This window comes from Leclercia sp. S52, assembly GCF_039727615.1.
GTDB lineage: Bacteria > Pseudomonadota > Gammaproteobacteria > Enterobacterales > Enterobacteriaceae > Enterobacter > Enterobacter adecarboxylatus_B.
Map to the genome: position 1 here is coordinate 610,273 of NZ_CP152474.1, position 23,402 is coordinate 633,674.

20 protein-coding genes are annotated in these 23,402 nt (G+C 48.4%); all 20 read right to left on the reverse strand.

Features of this window, described 5'->3' with window-relative positions:
• Positions 1-17 precede the first annotated feature (17 nt).
• The 20 genes from rfbA to AAHB66_RS03015 all read right to left on the reverse strand — a co-directional run bounded on the left by rfbA (position 18) and on the right by AAHB66_RS03015 (position 23,395).
• A complete protein-coding gene (gene rfbA / locus AAHB66_RS02920; protein ID WP_347115159.1) occupies positions 18-890 on the reverse strand; it encodes a glucose-1-phosphate thymidylyltransferase RfbA in 873 nt (290 codons plus the stop codon).
• Positions 891-1,041: 151 nt separating this feature from the next.
• Complete coding sequence (gene rfbD, locus AAHB66_RS02925) at positions 1,042-1,929, reverse strand: dTDP-4-dehydrorhamnose reductase (RefSeq protein WP_312077819.1); 888 nt, start codon at positions 1,927-1,929, stop codon at positions 1,042-1,044.
• Complete coding sequence (gene rfbB, locus AAHB66_RS02930; protein ID WP_016240570.1) at positions 1,929-3,014, reverse strand: dTDP-glucose 4,6-dehydratase; 1,086 nt, start codon at positions 3,012-3,014, stop codon at positions 1,929-1,931. The genes rfbD and rfbB overlap by 1 nt, the downstream gene beginning before the upstream one ends.
• A 145-nt stretch (positions 3,015-3,159) precedes the next feature.
• Positions 3,160-4,185 (reverse strand): glycosyltransferase family 1 protein, encoded by a 1,026-nt coding sequence (locus tag AAHB66_RS02935; RefSeq protein ID WP_347115160.1) that lies wholly within the window; start codon positions 4,183-4,185, stop codon positions 3,160-3,162.
• A complete protein-coding gene (locus AAHB66_RS02940) occupies positions 4,173-6,182 on the reverse strand; it encodes a glycosyltransferase family 2 protein (protein WP_347115161.1) in 2,010 nt (669 codons plus the stop codon). Before AAHB66_RS02940 ends, AAHB66_RS02935 begins: the two co-directional genes overlap by 13 nt.
• A gap of 70 nt (positions 6,183-6,252) precedes the next feature.
• Complete coding sequence (locus tag AAHB66_RS02945; protein ID WP_347116409.1) at positions 6,253-7,161, reverse strand: glycosyltransferase family 92 protein; 909 nt, start codon at positions 7,159-7,161, stop codon at positions 6,253-6,255.
• 78 nt (positions 7,162-7,239) lie between these two features.
• Complete coding sequence (locus tag AAHB66_RS02950) at positions 7,240-7,617, reverse strand: hypothetical protein (RefSeq protein WP_347115162.1); 378 nt, start codon at positions 7,615-7,617, stop codon at positions 7,240-7,242.
• A 408-nt stretch (positions 7,618-8,025) separates the two neighbouring features.
• Positions 8,026-9,570, reverse strand: a complete 1,545-nt coding sequence (locus AAHB66_RS02955; protein ID WP_096948496.1) for an N-acetylneuraminate synthase family protein — start codon at positions 9,568-9,570, stop codon at positions 8,026-8,028.
• Positions 9,567-10,268: an inositol monophosphatase family protein gene (locus tag AAHB66_RS02960; RefSeq protein WP_347115163.1), complete on the reverse strand. Its 702-nt coding sequence runs from the start codon at positions 10,266-10,268 to the stop codon at positions 9,567-9,569. Before AAHB66_RS02960 ends, AAHB66_RS02955 begins: the two co-directional genes overlap by 4 nt.
• On the reverse strand, positions 10,268-10,990 hold the full coding sequence (locus tag AAHB66_RS02965) for an acylneuraminate cytidylyltransferase family protein (RefSeq protein WP_347115164.1): 723 nt from the start codon (positions 10,988-10,990) through the stop codon (positions 10,268-10,270). Before AAHB66_RS02965 ends, AAHB66_RS02960 begins: the two co-directional genes overlap by 1 nt.
• A 327-nt stretch (positions 10,991-11,317) precedes the next feature.
• Positions 11,318-12,844: a hypothetical protein gene (locus AAHB66_RS02970; protein WP_347115165.1), complete on the reverse strand. Its 1,527-nt coding sequence runs from the start codon at positions 12,842-12,844 to the stop codon at positions 11,318-11,320.
• Positions 12,822-15,002: a glycoside hydrolase family 99-like domain-containing protein gene (locus tag AAHB66_RS02975; RefSeq protein WP_347115166.1), complete on the reverse strand. Its 2,181-nt coding sequence runs from the start codon at positions 15,000-15,002 to the stop codon at positions 12,822-12,824. Before AAHB66_RS02975 ends, AAHB66_RS02970 begins: the two co-directional genes overlap by 23 nt.
• 35 nt (positions 15,003-15,037) lie before the next feature.
• Positions 15,038-17,377, reverse strand: a complete 2,340-nt coding sequence (locus AAHB66_RS02980) for a class I SAM-dependent methyltransferase (RefSeq protein ID WP_347115167.1) — start codon at positions 17,375-17,377, stop codon at positions 15,038-15,040.
• Positions 17,378-17,504: 127 nt separating this feature from the next.
• Positions 17,505-18,392 carry a sugar transporter gene (locus AAHB66_RS02985; protein WP_347115168.1) on the reverse strand — a complete coding sequence of 296 codons (888 nt, stop codon included), beginning with the start codon at positions 18,390-18,392 and terminating at the stop codon, positions 17,505-17,507.
• Between the two features lie 10 nt (positions 18,393-18,402).
• Positions 18,403-18,708, reverse strand: coding sequence for a hypothetical protein (locus tag AAHB66_RS02990; protein ID WP_347115169.1), 306 nt, complete (start codon positions 18,706-18,708; stop codon positions 18,403-18,405).
• A 14-nt stretch (positions 18,709-18,722) separates the two neighbouring features.
• A complete protein-coding gene (locus tag AAHB66_RS02995) occupies positions 18,723-19,373 on the reverse strand; it encodes an ABC transporter ATP-binding protein (protein ID WP_347115170.1) in 651 nt (216 codons plus the stop codon).
• 11 nt (positions 19,374-19,384) lie between these two features.
• A complete protein-coding gene (locus tag AAHB66_RS03000) occupies positions 19,385-20,128 on the reverse strand; it encodes an ABC transporter permease (RefSeq protein ID WP_347115171.1) in 744 nt (247 codons plus the stop codon).
• 111 nt (positions 20,129-20,239) lie between these two features.
• Positions 20,240-22,003 carry a polysaccharide biosynthesis/export family protein gene (locus AAHB66_RS03005; RefSeq protein WP_347115172.1) on the reverse strand — a complete coding sequence of 588 codons (1,764 nt, stop codon included), beginning with the start codon at positions 22,001-22,003 and terminating at the stop codon, positions 20,240-20,242.
• 17 nt (positions 22,004-22,020) lie between these two features.
• Positions 22,021-22,395 (reverse strand): hypothetical protein, encoded by a 375-nt coding sequence (locus AAHB66_RS03010; RefSeq protein WP_347115173.1) that lies wholly within the window; start codon positions 22,393-22,395, stop codon positions 22,021-22,023.
• Positions 22,396-22,882: 487 nt separating this feature from the next.
• The gene (locus AAHB66_RS03015; RefSeq protein WP_347115174.1) at positions 22,883-23,395 is read right to left on the reverse strand and encodes a 4-hydroxyphenylacetate 3-monooxygenase reductase subunit; all 513 of its coding nucleotides are present in this window, start codon (positions 23,393-23,395) and stop codon (positions 22,883-22,885) included.
• Positions 23,396-23,402 lie beyond the last annotated feature (7 nt).

The window sequence follows — 23,402 nt, forward strand, 5'->3', positions numbered from 1 at the left end:
CCAGGAGTTAATAATGATTACTTGAGCATTTTCAGCAGGTACTGCCCGTAAGCATTCTTCGCCAGCGGCGCGGCTAACTTGCGCACCTGGTCGGCATCGATAAACTTCAGACGGTAGGCAATCTCTTCAGGACAGGCCACTTTCAGCCCCTGACGGGTTTCGATGGTCTGGATGAAGTTGCTGGCCTCAATCAGGCTCTCATGGGTGCCGGTATCAAGCCAGGCATAACCACGGCCCATCATGGCGACCGACAAATTCCCCTGCTCAAGGTAAATGCGGTTCACGTCGGTGATTTCCAGCTCGCCGCGCGGCGACGGTTTCAGGCTTTTGGCAATCTCAACCACGCGGTTGTCGTAGAAGTAGAGGCCGGTTACCGCATAGTTGCTCTTCGGTTCCAGCGGCTTCTCTTCCAGGGAGATCGCGGTGCCTTCACGGTCAAACTCCACCACGCCATAACGCTCAGGATCGTGTACATGATAGGCAAAGACGGTGGCGCCCGCAGGTTTCGCCGCGGCGGCTTCCAGCTGTTTCTGCAGATCGTGACCGTAGAAGATGTTGTCGCCCAGCACCAGCGCACAGTCGTCGTCGCCGATGAACTCTTCGCCGAGGATAAAGGCCTGAGCCAGACCGTCCGGGCTTGGCTGCACTTTGTACTGCAGGTTCAGGCCCCACTGGCTGCCGTCGCCCAGCAGCTGCTCAAAGCGCGGCGTATCCTGTGGGGTGCTGATGATCAGGATATCGCGGATACCAGCCAGCATCAGGGTGCTCAGCGGGTAGTAGATCATCGGTTTGTCGTAGATGGGCAGCAGCTGTTTGCTCACCGCCATGGTGACCGGATAGAGACGAGTCCCTGACCCACCGGCCAGAATAATACCTTTACGCTTGTTCATAATCCTTCATTCTTCTGTTTTGCTCTGGAGGGAGGCAAGACGCCACCCTCTGAGAGGTGTTTGATTGCTGTAAAAGGGGGGGCAAAACGCCTCACCCTGACAAGAGTCCGTGTCGCTTAAAACAAGGCACGCATAGCATACCTTGATGCATTTACTTTCCAAGAATTTCTGCAAGCATGCGATCGACACCGATGGTCCAGTCCGGCAGCGTCATCCCGAAGGTGCGCTGGAATTTGCTGGTATCGAGGCGTGAGTTATGCGGACGCTTAGCCGGGGTCGGGAAGGCGCTGGTCGGAACGGCATTGACCTGGGTTACGGCCAGCTCAACGCCCGCCGCACGAGCGGTAGCGAACACCCGCTGGGCATAGTCGAACCAGGTGGTGGTACCGGAGGCAATCAGGTGATAGAGCCCGGCCACTTCAGGTTTATCCTGCGCGATACGGATCGCATGGGCCGTGCAGTCGGCCAGCAGTTCTGCCCCGGTCGGCGCACCAAACTGATCGTTGATCACCGACATCTCGCTGCGCTCTTTACCAAAGCGCAGCATGGTTTTGGCAAAGTTAGCGCCGCGAGCAGCATACACCCAGCTGGTGCGGAAGATCAGATGACGGGAGCAGAGCGCGGCAGCCTGTTCGCCCGCCAGCTTGGTTTCGCCATAGACGTTCAGCGGGGCGGTCTGGTCTGTCTCCACCCACGGCTTTTCGCCGCTGCCGTTGAAAACGTAATCGGTGGAGTAGTGCACCAGCCACGCGCCCAGCGCTTCGGCTTCTTTGGCGATAGCGGCAACGCTGGTGGCGTTGAGCAGCTCGGCAAAGTCGCGCTCGCTTTCGGCTTTGTCCACCGCGGTATGGGCGGCGGCGTTGACGATCACGTCCGGCTTCAGCAGACGCACGGTCTCGGCCACGCCTTCCGGGTTGCTGAAGTCACCGCAGTAATCGGTAGAGTCAAAATCCACCGCCGTAATACGCCCCAGCGGCAGCAGCGCGCGCTGCAACTCCCAGCCCACCTGGCCATTTTTGCCGAACAGCAGAATATGCATCAGTTACGCTCCTGATAGTTCTTCGCGATCCAGTCCTGATAACTGCCGCTTTTCACGTTGTTGACCCACTGCTGGTTATCCAGATACCACTGCACGGTTTTACGGATGCCGGACTCGAAGGTCTCCTGCGGCTGCCAGTTCAGCTCGTGGCTCATTTTGCTGGCATCGATGGCGTAACGGCGGTCGTGGCCCGGGCGGTCAGTCACGTAGGTGATCTGGTCGCGGTAAGAACCGGTTTTCGGCACCATCTCGTCGAGCAGGTCGCAGATGGTGTGGACCACGTCCAGGTTCTGCTTCTCGTTGTGGCCGCCGATGTTGTAGGTCTCGCCCACCACGCCGGTGGTCACTACGGTGTAGAGCGCACGGGCGTGATCTTCAACGTACAGCCAGTCGCGGATCTGGTCGCCTTTGCCGTAGATCGGCAGCGCTTTGCCATCCAGCGCATTGAGGATCACCAGCGGGATCAGCTTCTCAGGGAAGTGATACGGGCCGTAGTTGTTGGAGCAGTTGGTGACGATAGTCGGCAGACCGTAGGTACGACGCCAGGCGCGCACCAGATGATCGCTGGAGGCTTTCGACGCCGAGTACGGGCTGCTTGGCGCGTACGGGGTGGTCTCAGTAAACAGCGGTAACTCGGTGCCAGCGCTCACTTCATCCGGGTGTGGCAGATCGCCATACACTTCGTCGGTGGAGATGTGGTGGAAACGAAACGCCTGCTTGCGGGCTTCATCCAGCTCGCTCCAGTAGGCGCGGGCCGCTTCGAGCAGCGTGTAGGTGCCAACGATATTGGTTTCGATAAAATCGGCCGGGCCGGTAATGGAGCGATCCACATGGCTCTCGGCGGCCAGATGCATCACCGCATCCGGCTGATGGGTGGCGAAGACCCGATCCAGCTCCGCACGGTTACAGATATCCACCTGCTCAAAGGCGTAGCGGTCGCTTGCTGCCACGTCTGCCAGCGATTCGAGGTTGCCCGCATAGGTGAGCTTATCAAGGTTGATCACCGCATCCTGAGTGTCACGGATGATGTGGCGAACAACAGCAGAACCGATAAAACCGGCTCCACCGGTTACAAGGATTTTCATAAGCGTTTTTTACTTTTCTATTGGATGAAATGTTCACCAGAACACAGTCTCTGCTATCCGTTCAGACCGTGTTTTAGCGGCAGGCACAGGTTGAAACAAGGCCTGATGCAGGTTGGGAATAACAAATTTCCCGTACTGTTCTCTTTTAACTCATTAATGAGTACGTATATTCCTTCGCATTATTCGCCAGCGCCTGACGTTTTTGCCCGGAATTGACCAGCAGCGACAGCGCCTCGATCCACTTTTGCGGATCGTTGTTCAGCAGCACGCCATTGATATTTTGTTCGATAAAGTCGCTGTACGGGGCGCAATTACTGTAGACCCCCACCGCGCCCATGCGCACGAAATCATAAAATTTTACCGGCCCGCGCGCCATATTAAATTCCGACTCCAGTAGCGGGGCCAGCCCAATATCCACCCGGTGATGCTGAGTGTAATCCAGATAGTTCTGCCAGGTCATCGGGTGTAATACCGTCACGCGCGGTAAGTCGCGGTAAAGCTTATAGATTTCGTGCTCACCAAATATTTCGAAGCTGGCCTGCGGGCACTGCCTCAGCACGCCTTCGACCACTTGCCGCAGCCAGTACTTTTCTGCCTGGTGCGAGCTGGAGCCGTGGTAGGCTATTTTTACCGGCCGGGTGACGGCCAGCAGCCGCGGCGTGGGCTGGGCGGGCACCACATCGGGATTCAGGTGCGCATATTTGTTGGCCAGGTACGGCGTCGAGACCCAGATAGTGTCGCAGTGGGTGGTGATCCAGCGGTGCTGCGCCGCAGAGCGCCGGATGATTTTCGTCCGGTAGGCCTTGGGTAACGCGGTTAAGGCTGATGGATCGAACAGATCGTCATCCATAAAATAGATCACCTGCGAAAGGTCATCGATATTGCGCACAATTTCGCGCTGCCACTGTGCGGAGATAAAGCGAATAACCACGATGGCGGTCCCTTTATCCACTTCGATAGCCGGTGTGGTTAAGGTATCCACCAGCTGACACCGGGCGCCGGGAAAACGGCTTCTGATTGCCGCTTCAAAATAGGCCAGCGTCGGGGAATCCCCCTCATGCAGGATCAACAGCGAGCGGCATTCGGGCCAGCTGTCCGGCTGCGTCTCGCTGCTCTGCTTATTCAACTTCAGATACGGTTTAAAGAGTGCCTTTCTGATCAGTTCGTCCATGGCAACACCACATTAGGAGTATGACTTAACGAGAAATCGGGTCGGTCGTAGCTCAGGTTGGGATTGTATGCAGGATCGTGCTTGAGCCGCTGTGCCCAGCGTTTTTTCATGTAGCGCAGCTCACCCTGGGAGCGCGCCAGCTGTTCTGGCGTGACATCTTTGCCGCGGGAGACCGACTCATGATGGTACAGCTCGGCGAAGGGGGTCCAGACGATCCGCCAGCCTGCCTCACCGACCCGCAGACAGTAATCCACGTCGTTGAAGGCCACCGGCAGATTCACCTCATCTAAGCCGTTCAGGGACAAAAAGAGCTGGCGAGGGGTGAGCAGGCAGGCCGCCGTCACCGCCGACAGCTCCTGAGCGCTCACCGCTCTGCGCTGGTAGCCAGGTTCATCGGCAGCCAGCCCGCTGTGAAAGTGATCGGCACAGCCACCCGGTCCGACCGCGTCGCCCGCATGCTGCACCCGGCCATCGCCGTAAAAGAGCCTTGCCCCGACGATCCCGACGCCCGGCCGCAGCAGGTGCGAGACCATCTCATCCAGCCACAGCGGGTTGATCACTTCGGTGTCGTTGTTGAGCAGGCAGATCAGCTCGCCCGTGGCCTCGCGTACCCCGGCGTTGTTGATGGCGGAGTAGTTAAACGGATGGTTCCAGGCGATAACCCGGACCCCGTACGCCTGGGTGATATGTTCAAAATAAGCCAGGGTTTCAGGGTCGTCGCTCTGGTTATCCATCACCATGATTTCGATATTCGGATAACGGGTATGCTGCACCAGGCTTTCAATGCACGGCCTGAGATGCGCCAGACCATTGCGGGTGGGAATAATCACCGATACCCGCGGCAGCTCTGCCGGGAGCGGCCAGCGCCAGCGGCAGATGCCGTGCGGAGCCGACTCCAGCGTCACCCCGACGGGCAGGTCCTGCAGCAGGCTTGCCAGAGTTTCATACCCGTCCTGCTGCGGCAGCGCGTCCGGGACGTGCATCAGCAGGGCAGGGATGTGCGCAATATCCTTCGGGGCGAGCTGGTGGGCCAGCTGCAACCACCCGCGATAGCTGTCGGCCCCATCTTGCGGAATGGCAGTGGTGCCCTGTTCAAGCCAGAGGCCACACCAGCCGATATAGTTCTGACTGTGCAGCAGGGTTTCGTTCCAGTCCGGCTTGAAGTCCGGCGAGTGGCGCTTGCCTTTCTCATCCAGCAGATCGTGATCGCCGTAGATCCATTTTGCGTCCGGGGTCTGGCGCAGCTGGTGCGCCAGCCACACTAACGCGGCCGGAGCCAGTTCGGCCCCTACGGGAATGGCCCATTGCCATTCACCCTCAGACCTGGCAGCGTCAGACGGCTGTTCCAGCACGGTGATATGCGTTGCCGGATAACAGAGCGCCGCGATACTGGCCAGCGTGCGCTGGCGTGCCGCCTCATCGCCGCCGTTCACCAGATGCAGGCAGACGCGGGGCAGGTTGCCCCAGCGGGCCAGCAGACGATCGATCAGCCGGCGCTCACCGGGCTGCACGGTATCGAAATTCGCCAGCCAGTGTTCGTAGGCGTGCAGCGGCCTGTCGTCGCGGATCTTGCCCACCAGATCGTAAGCCTGCTGTAAATCGGTAAACCACAGGTGCCAGGACAGCCCCAGACGCTTGCGCTTTTGCGCATTCAGGCGCTGATAAAAAGGCCACACCCGGCGCAACCTGCGCCAGAGGCTCTTGCCCGCAGACACCTGCGCAAAGCGGGTAATATTCAGTTCGCATTCCGCCCCTTCGCTGCTGGCGAGCAGCCCCACCTGGCTGGCACCCACCGGCAGCCAGACCAGCTCCTGCAGGGTGCCGCGACGGGTTATCGGGAGGATCTGTTCATGCCAGATGCCCTGACACTGCCAGCGCAGGCGAGTTTCACCCCGCGGCTGGCGGGCACGCAGGGTGCCCTGGATCAGGAACCAGCCCGCGCGGGATAAAGAGGTGTCTGGCAGCGCCAGAGGGTGCCAGTGGTAATCGCTATGCATTAGAGGATTCACAACCCGGAAGTGGGGAAGGCCACTTCTGACTCCTGTCGAATATGGGGAAAAACGTCGATTAACCGATTAACTTTTTAACGCGGGTCGCCAGCCAGGAGTCGCTCTTCTGCGGGCTCTCTTCTTCTGGCAAGGCATCCAGCTGCGCCTGCAACGCTGCCATTTCTGCTTTGACTTTCGGGGCCAGGGCGGCCGCCAGCAGGCAGGTTTCGTCGTTGCGATCGTGGGCTTTGAAATAGGCTTTGTGTTTTACGCGGTTTGCCGAGGCTGCGCTGCCGCGCAGGTGTTTACCGAGTAAGAACTCTTCCAGCGATTTGACCGCGTAATGGTTAACCCGCACGCCGTTCCAGACCACTTCGGCACTGACGCCGTGACCATGTTTCGGGTGTAAAACCATGTCGTTGCCCAGCGCATCGATGTAGCGGCCATAGCGCAGATCGGCACAGTGTGGATTATGGAAATGGTTCACGCGCTCAGGTTTCACCACGCTTTTAAAGTTGTGGTGAACATTAAATTTTATAGGTGCATGGCGAGTGAAACGTTCTGTGACCAGGCCTTCCTCGGCAAAGAGTTCGCCACTGGAGCCAAAAATGGCCCAGTTAAGGGCAATGGCGCTGACGCTTTCATCAGTAAACTGTGACGCCAAGAAATCGACGACATTTACGTCAGCCGATAAGGGCAATAAAAACTCATCGGCATCGATAAAGGCAAGCAGATCGATGTTGCGATCGCAGCTACGTAAAATGCGCTCGTAGGCCGGAAGCTGCGGTTTTTGATTTACTACATCCGGTTGATCGATAACCGTCACAATCCCCAGACGCGCCAGGGAAGCGAGCAACTCGCGGCTTCCGTCACGACTGCCATTATCTGCAATTACAAATCCATTCACGCCTAAAACCCGGTGATACGCTATCCACTCAAGCAGGCCTGCAAATTCATCTTTAACGATGGCGGCAATATAGAGATTCAAATTTTTATCCAACCGATTATCAGAACCGTGCCAGCCTCAGCAGAAACGCTGAAGGCTGGCAAGGTGAAGCATTGCTTATCAGGCTGGGGAGAAGTTCAGCTCCGTCAGCCAGGTAATCAAGCCATCAGACTCCAGTCCAATGGTGATTTGAGACGAGAAGGGCACATTAATCCTGAAGCCACAGCCTAAGCGGGAATGATTATCCGCGGGTTCCTGCAGGATGGCAGCTATTACATCAGGGCGTTTGACATTGAACGGATAGCTATAGGTAGCGTAATCGTTCTTAATGGCGACACGTGGAGCACGTTCGCCGTCTGCCAGTAGCCAGCCACAAACTTCAACGCGACCATGGGTCAGCGTTAAGGGTGCCTGGTTGGACGATGAATCAATGTTCCAGCGCAACTGCGCATTAGAGGCAATCAATGGTGTTGCAGAAAGCGTGTAACGGTTTGTCATTCGGTTTAAACACTCACGTTATTATTAGTATTGTTAGGTTGGATGAACTACTTACATAGTAAGCGACCAAATTATAGAAAACTTTAGTAGTTCATAAGGCCCGATTAAAGCACCGTTACTCGCTTAATCATTTGCAATACTAGTTTAAGTGACACTGAGGGCAAGGAAATTGAGGTACCCGGTGTTGCTATGGACAATGCATTTCATTTAAACGTGGTTACAAATCAAACAGATCCAAAAAAAAAGCTATTATGTGTATTTTATCTAATATATCAGCTAGTTATCCAACCATTCGGTTGCACAGCATCAAATCATTGATGGTTGGATAAGCCACTTGCAACGCAAGTGGCTGGTAGATCTAAAGTGGTAACAACGAGTCTTGAAAATGATGACTTCGGCACCAGGGGGTTACTTTGGAGCGACCCAATATTTATGGTGCTCAGTTGCCTGGATCTCTTTCACTTCACTGCCAACAATACGTTCTGCCTTGCGAACATCCGTTACAAATCGAGTGAAATCACCATTGACCAGGTCAATAGCCACTTCATCGAAGTGGGACCAGGCGACGTCACCAAACTTGACGTGCTTCTCAATCATTCTGGCACCCGCTGCGACCGCCATCATAGAGCACAGGCTACCAATATCATGGCTTGAAAAACCCGGGATAATGCGAGGTTCTTTTTTCGAGAGATTGTAATAGTGTCTAATCACACCAATCTGCGTATCTTCAGTCGGGGTTGGATAAGCTGATGTGCACTGCAACAGGTAGATGTTACGAGCTTTGGTGAAGCTATTGAGGATGAATCCTTCATAAGCCTCATCGGTATAACCTGTTGAGATAACAACGTCTTTAGTGAAGTCTGCAGCAACTGCGGCCAGGTAATCTTTATGCTCAGAGATTGTTGACGGCAGTTTAATCATGTCCGGCTCAAACTGCCGGATAAAATCATAAGAAGGCATATCCAGAATCGAAGCAAACCAGCCAATACCGATCTCTTTACAGAAGGTATCGACAAAAGCGAATTGCTCTTTGTTCAGCTCAATACCATGACGGTATTCACGGAAAGTCGTGCCGAACGGTGAGTTGTATGGAGAGTCTAATTTTTCTTTGCTGTAGAAGCTCTCAACGTCACGTTTTTGCAACTTGATATAATCAGCACCAGCCTGTTTGGCTGCAACGATCATCGACTTCAGGCGATCCATATCACCAAAGTGGTTGGTAGTGATTTCTGCAATCACTTTTACGTCATACTTTTTCGAGGTGTTTTGCGCAGGGCTGGTTTGCGGTAACGTCACGCCGCGATGGCGGGCAGTAAACACCTGGTTAAAGGCATCGACTGAGTAGACGCTATAAGGTTTGTTACCAACGTGGCTGATATTAATATTCAGACGTGATTTTTCAGCCAACAGCATCTTCAGAAGCTGTTCCTGGCTGCTAATGATCCGCTCCTGATATTCAGGTTCAGCATGCATCGCCGCTGTTGGGATTTTATTAGTGAAGCCGTCCTTTGTGGTGAAATCAAAACCAAGTAAATAAACGTTCTTAGTGGCGTTTTCCTGTTTAGCAATTTGGTTAGCGATTTTCAGTGCCGATACGACAATAGCACTTTCAATGTAAATAGTGTCTTCGAAGAAACGATGGATCAGGAAGTCTGCTGATTCTGGAGTATAAGGTACGTATTCAGCGGCTAAATGACCAACACCTTCCGGGAGAAAACGATCTGATACATACAATTTACACTGTGGTGCTTTTTCATCAAAGATATCAAGCACCCAACCATGGTGAAACACGGCAATATCACCAGGATAGATCAGTTCAGAGTCATTGGTGTTAATGACAATACAATTTTTAAGCAAAGACAGGTCAATTTTATCGACGCTGGGTCCTTTACCAATAATTACGATGTCACATCCTTTTTTTTGCGCGACGACTTGTTGCAATGCCGAATTCATGCCGGTACCTCATGTCTTTTTTTAATGTTGATTTTATATTTTTGAGTAGGGAAAAGAATTTGTCCCTCGTAAGCAACACCATCAACAAAAGCTTCGCAATTGTGTTCAAGCGCAAAGTTAAGGCCAGGTAAAATATCCCAGCAGTTTACGCCTTTAACATTTTCGAAGCTCGCATACGCACCGCGTACGGCTGCGAGCATGTTGTACATTGAACAACCAATAATTCGGTATTCAAAGCCTTCTTCCAGTTGCAGTAAATCTTGCTTAGTCAATGAGGAAGAAAGGCCACGAATACGAGAGCGATGATGAGTCATTGGCATGCCGGTGATATGCAAATCGTTCAGCTCTGGCAAATAAATGCAAGACTCTTGATGAAGACCGTTGGTATAGATACTGATACCAATTCCCCATTCTTTTAGGCCAGAGACAAAATTTTCCGTGCCATCGATAGGATCAAGTACAACATAACTTCCATTCTTGTCCCAGATTACATCAGTGAAAGGTGCTAGCTCTTCTGAAATGAGTTGATGTTCAGGAAGCTCCTTCGTTAAATAATCTAATACGAGCTTTTGAACCAACAGGTCGCCTTCACTTACATAGCTGTTATCAGGCTTTAAGCTTAAATTTCCCCTTAACGAAACGATATGTTTTAGGTTCTGTTTAATAATCTCAGTGATTTCATAGCAATGCTTTTTCATTAATTATCGCTTCTTTTAGCTAAGATATGAGTATAGACCGCATCTGCAATATCAAAATCAATCGGATTGTTGATATCTAAACTCTCAATGCTAGAAACCTCAACCAAGTAAGGTCTGTCTCCGATCCTGGCGTTACGTTGAGTTATTAAATCATGAGTATAAATATACAGGCCAGTGGTTTCGATAAAGAGTGGATCTAAGTCTTGTGTTCTAGGAACAGCTGCAAGGTCATAATTCATAGGCCAACCATCTTTCCAGACGAACTCTTGCATTTTATGTACTGTTAAAGCGGAGTCATGATCACCAGACTGAACTTTATCTACCCCTTTCTGAATACTTTCCGTTGTCAGGAACGGGGCGGTGGCGTGCGCCAGCACATAAATGTCTGCTTTAACATCATGAGCAAATGAGCCTAATACTTCATTGATTTTTGTAGTTGAAAGATCAAGCTCAGTAGAACGCTTTAAATATTTTACGCCGACGGGTAAATATTTGACGACAGATTCATCGCTACAATAAACATATACTTCGTCAACACCGTTTACTTGCTGCAATGTACTAAGAATTAAAGTTAGTAAAGGTGTGCCATCGCTTAATTTTTTTGTGTTTTTTTGGGGCAGTCTTTCGTTGTTTAATTTTAATGGAACAAAAGCAACTGTCTTTTTCATGAAATAATCTCTTATTAATGAGAATATATTGGTATAAATATCCTCAACAAACATTTATAACTGCTGCAAATATTTAACAGGGATATGGTCTTTATACTAGCATTTGTTTTTGATAATTATAAGAAAGGATAATGAAATTAAATTAACGTGCAAGCACTAATACTTTTCTGCGTTAATTCAAATACAACCTCTTTTTTTATACTGTAACTATAATGTGCAAAATCATAAATAGAAGGTATTTCGTTAACAAACTCAGGATCGATCAAAATCGAGTTAGGGTGAAAATGTTGACCGGCGGCATGCTTAATGAAAGAATTACTTATATGCGCAATACCACGTTTTTTACAAACCCTAGCTACGTTTAATGAACCTGTGGCGTAATTAACTACAAAAAAAGTCAATCTCTTCAGCTACATTTATTTTTTCTTCTATTGTTGAGCCAATAAGATTAATTATTTCAACATCCCTATTGATCTTACTAATGATTTCATCAACAAGCTTCTGATCGGAAATAATCTCTTTTTTATCTAATTCGCTTTTGTTTAACGGTGATGTCCAACCATCAAATATTATTCTTAACTTTTTATTTTGAATTTCTAGGTTATTAGTTATATAAGCTATAGCTTCAACCTGCTCAATCCATGCACGTTTTTGGCTAGTTATTCCGAACCAAAGAGTGAAGCTATTGTCATTGTTAATATTTTTATTTGATTTAATTTGAGCTCGTAGATAATTATCTAAACATTCAATGTAATTTGCTTTTTTCTTTTCTTTGGCACCTACTCCGAAGTTAACTCCTATTCGAATATAATACATATCTTTACTAAATGTAATATCATCATTTGTAACTGTACTTATATTGAATAATTTTTCAAGGTTAAGAAAATCGCTACCTGATTTAGCTATGAATCTATCATCATCAGATAGAACACCATTAGAGTTGGCATAATAGAGGCCTAGCATCATGTCATACATATAATGATATGGGCGATTATAGTAAGTTATATATCCACCAAATACTGGGTCTTTAGCTTTTTCATTGAAAAGGTGGATATTGTCAATAAATGCAAGATATTGATAATACTCGATATAAGAGAGGCATAATAAAATATTTCGATCAGGGATGTAAATAGCATCGCAGGATGAGATGTTTTGAAATATATAATAAATGCGAACAGAGTCTTTAACTTTTAAAATATTTAGATTTCCAACGCACAAGCTACCTATTATATTGGCTTTGCTATTGTTGAAACATGATCTTATATACTTTTTATTTTTATAATCGCATAGTTCTAAAAGAAAGTCCCATCGATCAACTCGTTCTATGAAATTATAAAATACATCTTTTTCAGTTTGCTCTGAACATATACGATTTATAATATGATTGATATCATAGGAAATAATATATTCATTATATAACCATTTCTTTTCAATATCAGTTAGTTTTTCATTTTCGAGAATTTCATACTCTTCTGAGTTTAGTTTTTTCCACTTTTCAGTGAATGCATGGTAGTCTGTTTCATTTAATGTTAGTATTTCATACCATAAATGTTCAATACCATTGTAATAAAATAAAATCTGAATATGGTTAGACCAAGGTATTATTTTTTGGAAACCTGGTTTTAATTGATTAACATTTTCACCTCCAAGAATCACATCGATAACATCTTGCCTTTCTACATCAGAATTTATTAAGTATTTAGTATCATTACTTAGGTTTTTAATAATAATTTGAACGTCGGACGCTGTTGCATCTGACTTTGCCAAAAACCAACCAGAAATTTTTAATTGTTCAGCTTGATAAACATTATCTAATTTAGGTGATTCAAGATTTGCATTAATAATATAATCTGGAAGTTTGTGGAATTTTTTAGAAATTTTCATATTATCCAAACCTTGCATATTCATATTCAAATTCATTAAGCGACGCTTGATTACCTTTAATTTTTGACATGGTTGTCATTTCTAATCCAGCCGAAATGCAAGTTACTGATAATATTCTTTCAATTGCATGGGCAATAGTGCCATCTACCTGCCCTTCCTCAACGTCAAAGTCACTATCATTTAAACCAAGACTTATTAATGGCTTCAGTGCATTGATCCGTGCAAAGAACATGGTACCAGCTACAAAATTGAGTTCACGAATATCGTCAAGCTTATACCCTAAACGATAGCAGAGCTTCTCGACATTTTCAGCATTGGATCCCCAGTAGAAATTCATTGGTACAATATGCCCTTCTGGACCGATAATGCCTATATTTGGATGCTGATGGAAAATATTAATTGCATCATTAATAGCTGTAGGAGTAATTAATTTGGAATAAAGATCATCACGCCATTTATCGCCATCTTCACGATGCTTAGAGCGTTTGGTATGCACCTTTACTAAATAATCATACCCTTGCTCAGTTACTATTTTCATTATTTTGAGAAAAGGTAAGACGTCGCGGCCACGATTCTCCAATGGTAGAAGATGATAAGAAAGACCTGATTTTTGTAGAATTGCGCGCGCATTCTGTTCATTCTGGAATGTAGTCGTAACAAAAAGCTTTATTGGACAAACGGATACACTTTGCAGTTCTGCGATTATATCTTCAAGAATTTCGAGATAGAAAGCATGAATGACTACTGCCAATTTTTCCTGTCCTTTAGTGACCGGTTGACTGGCTAGTTGTGCCCTAATTAGAGCGGTGCGAGTTGCTTCAAGATAGCCAAATCCATATTGCTGGTCTGGCTCAAGATGCGCACCTTCCGCCCACTCGTTCCATGCATTGACAAAGACAAAACGTTCGTCTGGATTTGAAATACGCTGAGTCGTGTCCATTGCTGCATTGTATAACCATTTTTGATACTGGCATGGGGAACTGCCATACAAAATGGTGCCATTGTTTTTGCGGCGTGCTGTATTATCCCAGCTAGGGGTCACACCTCGGAAGAATTGGTAGCCTGGATCGCTGTAATGCTCGCTGCGTTTAACCAGTTCAGTCCAATCATAGACGTTGCCTGTGAAATCATCAGACAAGTCAGGGATCATATGCGTAATGTTAGGAATATTTGAGTTATTCGGTGGGAATTCAATGGCTGCATCGATTCCATATACTTTAGGCGACTCTTTTTCAAACGATTGCGTATAAGCCATATATATTTCACCGATACCATTTTCACGACACCATTTCCGCCAGCGTTCAACGGTGGCTTTAGCATCTGGCAATAAGCTAGGACGGTAGATAGTGAGTAATGGCTTACCATCGACACGAATATAGCGAGGATCACGCATATATTTCGCAACGTATTTGATAAATTCAATATCGTCAGCAGGGCTATGGTCTTGGGCAATTAGAATCTCGCTCTCGAGCCCATCCCAGCGTCGGCACCAGTTTTCATTAGCCCAGCATAGGCTAAATGGCAGGTCAAGATCGCTATTTTCCAGATAATTAAGCAGGGGCTGTTCCAGCAGACGGTGACCAGCAAACCAGTAGAAGTAGAAACAGAAGCCATCAATTCCATATTGTTTTGCAAGTGCAATTTGACGACGCTGGGCTCCAATATCAAGCAAGTTATAATAGCCAAGCTCATCCGGGACATGAGGTTGATGATGGCCTTTATATTGTGGCTTAGCTGGTTTTACATTTGACCATTCGGTAAATCCTTCTCCCCACCATTCATTATTTTCAGGAATTGCGTGGAATTGCGGTAGATAGAAACAAATAGTTCTTACAGGTGATTCAAATTCAAAATCAAGCTGACTCTTTTTGATATATACTGGAGCCGGGATTCCGTCTTTAAACAAAGAAGAGCTTGCTTGCTTACATACGCGCCCTTCATTAGCACCTTGCGTAATATAATGAACAAGTGGGTTAACACCTGCCTCTTTTACATCTGCATTGAATTTCAAATAAAACTTAGTTGAAAATTCAGGACTCGGATCGCGAAGGAGTCTCCAGCCATATTTCAAGTAGTGCTCAGCGGGGTCCATACCTAAATGCACTACATCGGGATATGTCTCTGTATACCATTCGCTGTCAAATAGTTCAGAACCATTCAGAATATCTTTGAAAAACTGCATTTTCATTCCTGTATTATTTATTGTTTATTAAAAGATCAGGACTGTGAGCGACACAGTCGTCCTTCGTGTTGCCCATGCAAAATGTAATGCAAGAGAGGATTCACTTCTCCATTAGCGACATCCGGATACATATTTAGATACCAACTGGTATCAAATTTAGGGCTGGGGTTATAACGTTTTTTTGCACCTGTATTCAGATAATGCACGATTGCTGAGCTGGCATTTACAGAGTCTGGATATTGTTGACGGTACCATTGTTCATCAAAAAAGCCTGATTCAGCAATAGCATTGATTTGTTTAACACTGTACTTAGGACTTTCTTTAAAAGGCTTTGCCAGAGCTCTGACAGGTGCTGTCAGACGCCACGAGACAGTGCCTTTTAAGTTATTGATACGAGCCTTAAGCTGTTCTGTCTGTTGTTCGCCGTTTCTGAGTTCTCTTGATTGTTCTTCGACCAAATTAGTCATAATCGCTAGCTCGTGGAATCGCTCAGCGATATTTGTTTCAAGTTCTTTATTACGCTTCACCAGCTCACTAATCTGCTTATTCAGGTCGGCTTTCTGCTGAGTTGCTTGTTCAGCGTGTGCGGTCAGTTGTTGTTGTTCGGTTCGCCATGCTTGCTGGTGAAAATTATGTTCTTGTATAGCTTGTTTATACTCGTTTGATGATTTTTCTATTATCTGTTCATGGTCTTCCAGCCAACCAGTAAGCGTCGCAATCTCGATAAACCTTTCACTCAATGCTTGCTTAAGTTCATCCAGTTGTTGCTGAAGTTCACTCAACTGTTGCTGATGTTCTGCCTGCTCGGTTTGATATTGCAACTGCTTATCGCGCCACGTTTCTTGATAAGTCTGGTGCTCTTCTTTGATTTTTTGTTGTTCGCTGGCCGCAATTGCTAATGCCTCTTCACGTTCTTCCAGCCAGCCAGTAAGTGTTGCTATCTCATTAAAGCGTTCTTTTAGCACACTCTCTTGGTTAAATAGTTCCGCTTGCTTTTGCACTAACTGGTTACGCGTCTGCCCAATCTCAACACTTTGCTTATCAATAGTCTGTCTCAGGTTGATGATTTCAACTGCTCTCGCTTCTAAGTCGGCGGTAAGACCATCATATTGTAACTGCAACTGACGATGAGTTTGAGTCAGTGTTTGTTGTTGCTGTTGCCAATGGCAGGTTTCGGTCGCCAGAGTCTGGCTTAGCTCATCCTGCTGCTCATGCGCAGCTTTGAGCGCATTAGTCAGTTCATCAATCTGTTGTAGTGCGCTCTGCTGTTCCTGTGCAACCCGATCACGTTCTACAACTATCTGTGTAAGTTCCCGTCGGGTATCTGCCAGCTCGCTTTCCAGGTTTTGCTGACTTGCGAGACTCTTGTCGCGTTGTTGTTCACACTGGATGAGGGCTGTTTGCATGTCGGTGGCAGTCTGTTTTAGCTGCACCAGTTCTGCGTTTTGATCGGCATGTTGTTGAAGTTTGCCCTCCAGGTCTTTCAAGGCATGGTGCTGGGCGGTGATTCGCTCTGCCAGACGGCCCCTTTCCAGAGCCTGTTGTTCCATATCTTCCTGAGCTTCTGCTTGCTGCGCGACCATCTGGCGTTTTAACTCGCTGTTTTCCCAGCTATGGCCGCAAGCTTTTCCTAGACGGGAGAAGACTTCCTGAACCTGTCTTGTCGCAGAGGCATTACCAGAAAGATCATACAGGCTCATCATCTCTGATGATTGCTCTTTACCTACGCCAATCACACCCAAACCGTGACCATGCGCGAACTCAAAATGAGGATACTGCTGCTTAAGTTCGTCCAGAAGCTGGAATACCCCAAAGCCGCGTTCGCGTACGTTAGTATCGTGCATGATGACAACGGCTCTGTCAGACAGCTTCGGCAGCCAGCTTTCAAAATCGTGACGAACAGCTTCGAGGGTATGCAGACCATCAATATGCAGCAAATCAATGCTACCTTGCGGGAAATGCTCCAGTGCCTGATCGAATGTGCTGCGCACCAGCGTCGAAAAATCAGAGTAATGTTGCTGGTTGTATTCGGAGACTTGGCGATAAACCTCTTCACCATACTGCCCGGCATGTTCATCACCACCCCAGGTATCTACCGCATAGCATTGGGTTCCGAGATCAAGTTTTGTCACCGCCTGGCAGAAAGAAAAATAGGAGCTACCGTAATGGGTACCCAGTTCGACAATGTTGCGAGGCTGCAGGGTATCAACCAACCAGAAAGCAAAAGGAATATGTTCCAACCAGGAGGATTGCGCGATGTAAGACGGGCGCCAGAAAATAGGGCGCTTAAAAATAACATCCAGCTCGGTATTTGTTTGTTTCACTGATGCTTGCTTCCGGGTTGCCTGTATACGGCTGCTTTGCTGAGTGCCCATGGGGATATCCCTTCAATATGAGAACAATGATTAATTAGCGTGATCGTCAGATGACCACTTTATGATTAGGTTACGAAAGGCCAGAACCCGCGTAGGAGTTCTGGTCCTGATTTAACGGATGAGGTTGTTAATCCTGATGCTCACGCAGGGTTGCAAGGCCCATCACGATCAATCCATATAACAGGCATAGCAGTACGCCGATGGTGGCGAGGTTATAAAGACGGCGTGGGTATTCGGCATCTTCTGCCAGCGTCGGCTGGCTAATGACCAGCAGATGCTTAAGTTTGCGGTACGCCTCTATTCTGGCTTGTTCCAGGCTGATAAGCCCGGTTTTGTAGAGGTCGGCCGCGAGCGTGGCCTGCGTTTGTACATCCATATAGCTGGCGGTCACTTCGTTCATTGAATTTTTATCCGCACCGGTCAGTCTGGATTGTTCCTGAGCCAGTTGCTCGGTTAAAGCATCAACTCGGGCTTGAACAGAAACAACAGCCGGTGCGGTAGCTTTCATATAGCTTTGCAGCTGCTTTAATTGAGCCTGCTGCTGGGCCAACTGACCTTCAATCTGGCTTACTACACCCATGCGGGCTGTGCTGGTCGATTCAGGACTAATAAGGTGATGGGTGTTTTGAAATTCCAGCACTTTGGCTTTTTCTGCCTGTAATCGTTGGTAGGCGTGATCAACTTCTTTTTCGACAAAGGCCAGCTGTTCCAGTGCGACCTGGTGTCCTAATTTATTGATAAATCCTTCGGACTCTTTCAGCATCACGCCTACCACTTTCTGACCATAGGCTGGGTCAAACGCCTGCAACTCAATCGTCAGCACACCGGAGATATCATCCATGCGTAATGTGAGGTGTTCCCGGTAATACTTCAGAAATTCCTCCCGGCTAACATTGTCAGGCAGGCGAGAGAAGTAATCGACTTTATGGCTCTGATAATGGGCTTTCAGACCTAACTCTTTATCCAGTTTGTTAAGCAGATCGGCAGACTTAAGATAGTCCTGAATGAGCAGCACATCCTGATGATTATTTCCCCCCTAGTCCCAGCATGGAAAGAGCATCGGGCAGCATTTTAATTTGGTCAGCTTGCTTAACGACTAACTCTGCCCGGCTCACATAGCGATCGGAGGCAATGAATCCGAAATAGATAACAGCGATGGCAAAACAGGCCACAACCCACTGAAAACTACCAAGTTTGAGACTCTGTCTCCAGGATCGGTGGGCAAGCTTGTAACCACTGGAATCAATAATAAAATGTTTTGGCTTGGTTTTTAATTTATGCAGCTTACGCATCAAGCCGGAAGATTTATTAGCGCGAATTGGTTGGGTCATGATTTTTGGGCTTGTTATAGTTTCTGATAAATACTGATGGCATCTTCGATATTGTCGAATATTTCAAGGGTGCTGTTACGCAGCAAAATACCCATATCGCACTGTTGACGTAAGTTCTTCATATCATGCGACACCATGATCAGGCTGGCGGTCTCACGTTTTTGGTTGAAGACGTCAATGCATTTTTGTTTAAAGCGTGCATCACCTACGGAGGTGATTTCATCGGTCAGGTAGATATCAAAATCAAAAGCCATACTGACGGCAAAGCCGAATTTTGATTTCATCCCGCTTGAATAAGCCTTAATAGGCAGTTCGAAATGCTGGCCGATTTCCGAAAACTCCTTCACCCATTCTTCAATGGCCTGCGTTTCACGCACACCGTGGATGCGGCAGACAAAGCGGGTATTTTCTCTTCCGGTCATGCTGCCCTGAAATCCACCGTTCAATGCAAGTGGCCAGGAGACGCGACAGTGTCGACTTACTTTTCCTTTGCTTGGCGCATCCATCCCACCCAGCAGACGCAGTAACGTTGATTTTCCTGCTCCGTTGGCACCCAAAATACCAATGTTGCGATCGCGGGGCAGGGTGATGTTTACATCACGCAACACATAATTTCGACCGAACTTGGTGGGGTAATACTTTGAGACGTTATCTAGAATAATCATCGTAATTCGCTTTAGCTGGCAATCAGGCGACGATGGCTCAGACGGTAGCAACTCATCGCAAAGGTCAGTAGTACCAATGTGACTCCAGCCAAATAAGTCCAACTGACATTCGGACTGACATAACCCCCAATCCAGCCAGAGCGAATCAGCTCAATAGCATGAACTAATGGGTTCCATAAAAACCAGTGCTGAAACTGCGTAGGTACGGTTGCAAGGGGATACATCACACAGGAGATAAACATCAGTGGCATCATCATTAGGCTCAGGAATTTATCTGCTTCCTTGAATAAACTGCCCAGCACACAAAAAACGATGCCTAACGAAAATGAAAAGATCATTAGCAGGAAATAGGTAAGAATGACCTCTAATGGATCGCTGGGTATTGCATCAAAACCAAACCACAGTAATCCAAGTACCAGAATAAATCCCACCACGAGCCCAATGATGGCTTCAAGGATAAAACGGGCAACGAAAGTAGCAAATGGTGTCACCTGTCGATAGCAGAACAACCCCATATTGGCATTGACTGCAGATTTCAGTTGGCTGACAACTTTGTTAAAAAACATGAATGGCAAATAACCTGCAGTTATGAAAACTTGCACAGGTACACCACCAAAACCACTCTGGCTACGCATCCCAAAAATCGCGCTAAACAGGCTAATCATCAACAACGGATCCAGCAGCGCCCAGGCATACCCCAGCCGGTAACTACCAAATCGTGTTTTCAGTTCACGGATAAGCAGGCCAAAGGTCACATCCCGCAGCACCTGAAACGAGCTGCGGGGCGTTTGATTGAGAACAGGTTTAAGCATGAGAAGGCCGATATAACAGAACGGGCCCGCGCTGAGGCGAGCCCGCTTTGAGGGTTAGTTCAGGACCACGTTGGCCGCCACGGCAACCTGATAGATGACCTGGGTAATGTCTTTGATGGACTGCATCATTTTGCTGTCCACTTTCGGCATGACCAGAATCTGATCGCCCGGCATTACATCACCGCCGTCTTTAAACTCCATCAGCCCGTTGGCATGCACCACGGCAATACGCTTGTCGTTCGCACGGTCGGTAAAGCCGCCCGCCCAGGCCACATAGTCTTCCAGGCTGGCGCTTTTGTTGAAGACCACCGCCTGCGGCATCATCACTTCGCCACCCACCTGAATCAGGTCGGTCTTGTTCGGGATCACAATCTGGTCGCCCTGTTCCAGCAGGATGTTGGCAATCACGCCTTTATCCGACACCACCACTTTCCCCAGCGGCTGGATCTTGCGGGCTTTTTCCACGAAGCGCATCACCAGCTCGGCTTCTTTGGTGCGAATGGAGGCTTCACCGTCGGAACTGGCAGGCGCGGTAAACACGCTGCGCTCCAGGCGGTTAAGGGAATCTTCCAGCATCTCTTTCTGCCGCGCGGCCACGCTCTTACGCATGATGTAGATCGAACCGTAATCCGCCATGTTCGGGTCAATCGGAATATGGTTCAGCAGATCGTGCAGACGGGTCTCTTTACGCACGGTGAAGTAAGATGGCCCACGGTAGCTGCCCATTACCTGCACGTCGTAAACCTGAGCATGCATATCGTCGTTAAACAGAACCTTGTCGCCGTCGCTCAGTTGAATGCGATCAAAATCTTTATACGGCATATAGACCGAGAACGGGCCGTTGGAGCGATCGCCAATCACGCCCACGTGGCTCACCTTGGCGAGCGGCAGGGCATAGTTGATCAGCTCGGAGCCGAGCGCGGTGCTGTTTTTTAATTCGAAGCGGAACGGGTTACGCACTTTACCGGCCACGTTGATCATCGGGCCCTGCGGTTCCACCAGGATCACATCCTGGTCCTTAAGCGACAGCTTCGGCATTTTGCCCTGCTGCATAAACTCGTACAGGTCGATCTGCTGGACGACGCGGTTCTGACGTAACACCTTAATATGACGGTAGCTTCCGCGATCGGAGTCGATACCGCCTGCGCGTTTCAGGAAATATAAAACGCTATCGGAAGACTGGCCGGCATATTGTCCCGGACGGATCACCGGGCCGGTCACAAATACGCTTACCGGAGTCGCGGTTAGTAAATTAACGTAAACATTAACGTTATTGGTGAATACTTCACTGATGTGGCTGGTGACTAAGTTATTGACTTTACTTGCCGCCACGTTTTTGACATTTATTGGACCGACATCAGGAATGAAAATATTTCCCTGATTATCAACGGTGACCACGTTGGAGAAATTGACTGCGCCCCAGATCCAGATATTCAGCTTATCGCCGGGAGCGATCAGATAGTTATCGTTTAACCCGTCGCTGCGCTCGGTTTCATAGCCACCGGCAAACAGGTTAGCGCCATAAGGAGGGGGCAGGCCGGACTCGGACTGCGGGAGGAGTTTACGCACGTCGGACTCGCCCGGCAGTAACATGCCCTGGCGGTTTTGCTGCGCAAAGGTTCCGGTGGTGGAGGAGGTATTCGCCTGACCGCTCATCGCCTGTTCACCGCCGAGCTGCAGTCGGCCATCGCCGGTATCTGCCGGGGTGTTCATGCCAAAGGCCTGAGCATCTTCCTTAGTGGGTGCTGCAAAGGCCGCGCAAGAGGCGCAGGCCAGCAGCAGAATGGCACTCAATTGCCGAAAATTCGTTATCTTCACAACATTTCTCTTCAAAATTATTGCACGGCAAGCAGGTTGCTGGCAGAGGCCTGTTCCAGTTGCGGTACCAGATACCAGGTATCCCCGTTCTTGCAGGTCACGCCGCGCTGTGACTGGTTGTAGTTCCGGTTACGCAGCAGTTCAATGCATTCCAGACCCAGGGCGGAGACATAACGCTGGCCTAAAATATAGGTGTTGCCGTTTGCGCTAAGTGCAGCGCCCTGAGGCAGGGTGTTCAGAGGTTGTTGCAGGTTGGCTGACATGGTCTGGAGGTCGGTAGAAGCGGCCGGATTAACAAGCGGTCGGGAGGCTTCAACCTGCTTCGGTGAATATGCACAGCCACTCAGCATGAGGGCGAGCGAAATCACCAGAAGGCGAGTTGCGTTCTTCATAGCTCAATATTTTCCAACAATCAGTAACTGGAATGCGAAATAAAATGTCGATGGTGATCAACCGCGATTAATAGCTAAGCAGTTGAGATGTCATGCAGGTGCAGGAAAAGCAAAAAACGCAGAAATGAAGCAAGGAAAGCCAAAAAAAGGGTAGGCTACCGCACGGAAATGGACGATTCCGGTCAAAAGATGCACAGATTTTACTGTAATGTCGCAGAGGGACTATTCAGTAAACAACTAATATGGATTTTATTATTCACTAAAATGTTTGTGTGTCGAAGATTACATAATTACGTGGTATCTGTCATTTGAATTTCATTCAAATTTGTCATTAAGCATCATCCGAAAGCGCACAACTATTAACTTTGGTGGGGGTAAGAAAAGCACGGTTAGATAAAGCAGTATTCCTGCTGGTGATTATTTCTAAGTGAAATTAAATCGAATAAAAAAACGCCAGCTGCGGGTGCGACTGGCGCGAGAGAGGATGTCAGGCGGTTATTTCTTGTTCAATTAACACCGGATGAAATCTGCGCTTAAAGTAAATCAGCCCGTGTCCCTCCTGGCTCAGGAGGATATTTTTGATCTCCACCAGGTAGACCAGATGGGTGCCGATGGTCTGCACCTGGCTTATTTCACCTTCCAGGCTGGCCAGTGCCTCTTTCAATACCGGCTGGGCCAGATGACCTTTTTGCCAGCAGGAGAGCGTAAAGCGCTCTTCCATTGCCATGCCGGTCATCCCGGCAAAATGACGCGCCATTATTTCCTGCTCGTGATTGAGCACGTTAATACACAGCTTGCCGTTGCCCTGAAATACCGGGTTCATGGCGCTGTTGGCATTCAGGCACACCATCACCGACGGTGGGGTATCGGTCACCGAGCAGACCGCGGTAGCGGTAATGCCGCAGCGTCCGGCTTCACCATCGGTGGTAACCACATTGACCGCCGCAGAGAGGCTGGCCATCGCGTCGCGAAAGCGCAGGCGTTGTTCATCATGTTGCATCTTGACC

Coding starts and splice junctions, on each gene's coding strand:
- AAHB66_RS02950 (WP_347115162.1), bottom strand. CDS start 7,617: ATGACAAACCGTTACACGCTTTCTGCAACACCATTGATTGCCTCTAAT.
- AAHB66_RS03015 (WP_347115174.1), bottom strand. CDS start 23,395: ATGCAACATGATGAACAACGCCTGCGCTTTCGCGACGCGATGGCCAGC.
- AAHB66_RS03010 (WP_347115173.1), bottom strand. CDS start 22,395: ATGAAGAACGCAACTCGCCTTCTGGTGATTTCGCTCGCCCTCATGCTG.
- AAHB66_RS02960 (WP_347115163.1), bottom strand. CDS start 10,268: ATGAAAAAGCATTGCTATGAAATCACTGAGATTATTAAACAGAACCTA.
- AAHB66_RS02995 (WP_347115170.1), bottom strand. CDS start 19,373: ATGATTATTCTAGATAACGTCTCAAAGTATTACCCCACCAAGTTCGGT.
- AAHB66_RS02980 (WP_347115167.1), bottom strand. CDS start 17,377: ATGGGCACTCAGCAAAGCAGCCGTATACAGGCAACCCGGAAGCAAGCA.
- AAHB66_RS02955 (WP_096948496.1), bottom strand. CDS start 9,570: ATGAATTCGGCATTGCAACAAGTCGTCGCGCAAAAAAAAGGATGTGAC.
- AAHB66_RS02940 (WP_347115161.1), bottom strand. CDS start 6,182: ATGCATAGCGATTACCACTGGCACCCTCTGGCGCTGCCAGACACCTCT.
- AAHB66_RS02990 (WP_347115169.1), bottom strand. CDS start 18,708: ATGACCCAACCAATTCGCGCTAATAAATCTTCCGGCTTGATGCGTAAG.
- AAHB66_RS02965 (WP_347115164.1), bottom strand. CDS start 10,990: ATGTTTGTTGAGGATATTTATACCAATATATTCTCATTAATAAGAGAT.
- rfbD (WP_312077819.1), bottom strand. CDS start 1,929: ATGCATATTCTGCTGTTCGGCAAAAATGGCCAGGTGGGCTGGGAGTTG.
- AAHB66_RS02975 (WP_347115166.1), bottom strand. CDS start 15,002: ATGCAGTTTTTCAAAGATATTCTGAATGGTTCTGAACTATTTGACAGC.
- rfbA (WP_347115159.1), bottom strand. CDS start 890: ATGAACAAGCGTAAAGGTATTATTCTGGCCGGTGGGTCAGGGACTCGT.
- AAHB66_RS02970 (WP_347115165.1), bottom strand. CDS start 12,844: ATGAATATGCAAGGTTTGGATAATATGAAAATTTCTAAAAAATTCCAC.
- AAHB66_RS02935 (WP_347115160.1), bottom strand. CDS start 4,185: ATGGACGAACTGATCAGAAAGGCACTCTTTAAACCGTATCTGAAGTTG.
- rfbB (WP_016240570.1), bottom strand. CDS start 3,014: ATGAAAATCCTTGTAACCGGTGGAGCCGGTTTTATCGGTTCTGCTGTT.